The following is a 719-nucleotide window of genomic DNA, read 5'->3' as shown; positions in this document are numbered from 1 at the left end:
TCCACGCGGTCCTCGACAAGATGAGCGACTTCGCGAACCGGGTCCGCTCCGGGGAGTGGACCGGACACACCGGCAAGCGGATCCGCAACGTCGTCAACATCGGCATCGGCGGCTCCGACCTCGGCCCGGCCATGGCGTACGAGGTGCTGCGCCCCTACACCGACCGCGACCTGACCGTCCGGTTCGTCTCCAACGTCGACGGCGCCGACCTGCACGAGGCCACCCGCGACCTGGACCCCGCCGAGACGCTGTTCATCGTCGCGTCCAAGACCTTCACCACCATCGAGACGATCACCAACGCCACCTCGGCGCGCTCCTGGCTCCTGAAGGGACTGGGAGGCGACGAGAAGGCGGTCGCCAAGCACTTCGTGGCGCTGTCGACGAACACGGAGAAGGTCGCCGCGTTCGGCATCGATGTCGACAACATGTTCGAGTTCTGGGACTGGGTCGGCGGCCGCTACTCCTACGACTCGGCCATCGGCCTCTCCCTGATGATCGCCATCGGCCCGGACCGGTTCCGGGAGATGCTCGACGGCTTCCGCATCGTCGACGAACACTTCCGCAACGCCCCCGCCGAGTCCAACGCCCCGCTCATCCTGGGCCTGCTGGGCGTCTGGTACGGCAACTTCCACGACGCGCAGACGCACGCGGTGCTGCCCTACTCGCACTACCTGTCGAAGTTCACCGCCTATCTCCAGCAGCTGGACATGGAGTCCAAC

Annotated in this window: 1 protein-coding gene; it reads left to right on the top strand. The window is 66.6% G+C overall.

The features are described from left to right. Window positions 1-719 (top strand): phosphoglucose isomerase-related protein (locus IE318_RS44460; RefSeq protein WP_506005431.1); only part of this gene is annotated, 719 nt, incomplete at both ends.

Origin of the sequence: Streptomyces spiralis, assembly GCF_014654675.1 — a bacterium.
Lineage (GTDB): Bacteria > Actinomycetota > Actinomycetes > Streptomycetales > Streptomycetaceae > Streptomyces > Streptomyces spiralis.
The sequence above is the reverse complement of the archived record's forward strand: the minus strand, read 5'-3'. Positions and strand labels throughout refer to the sequence as shown.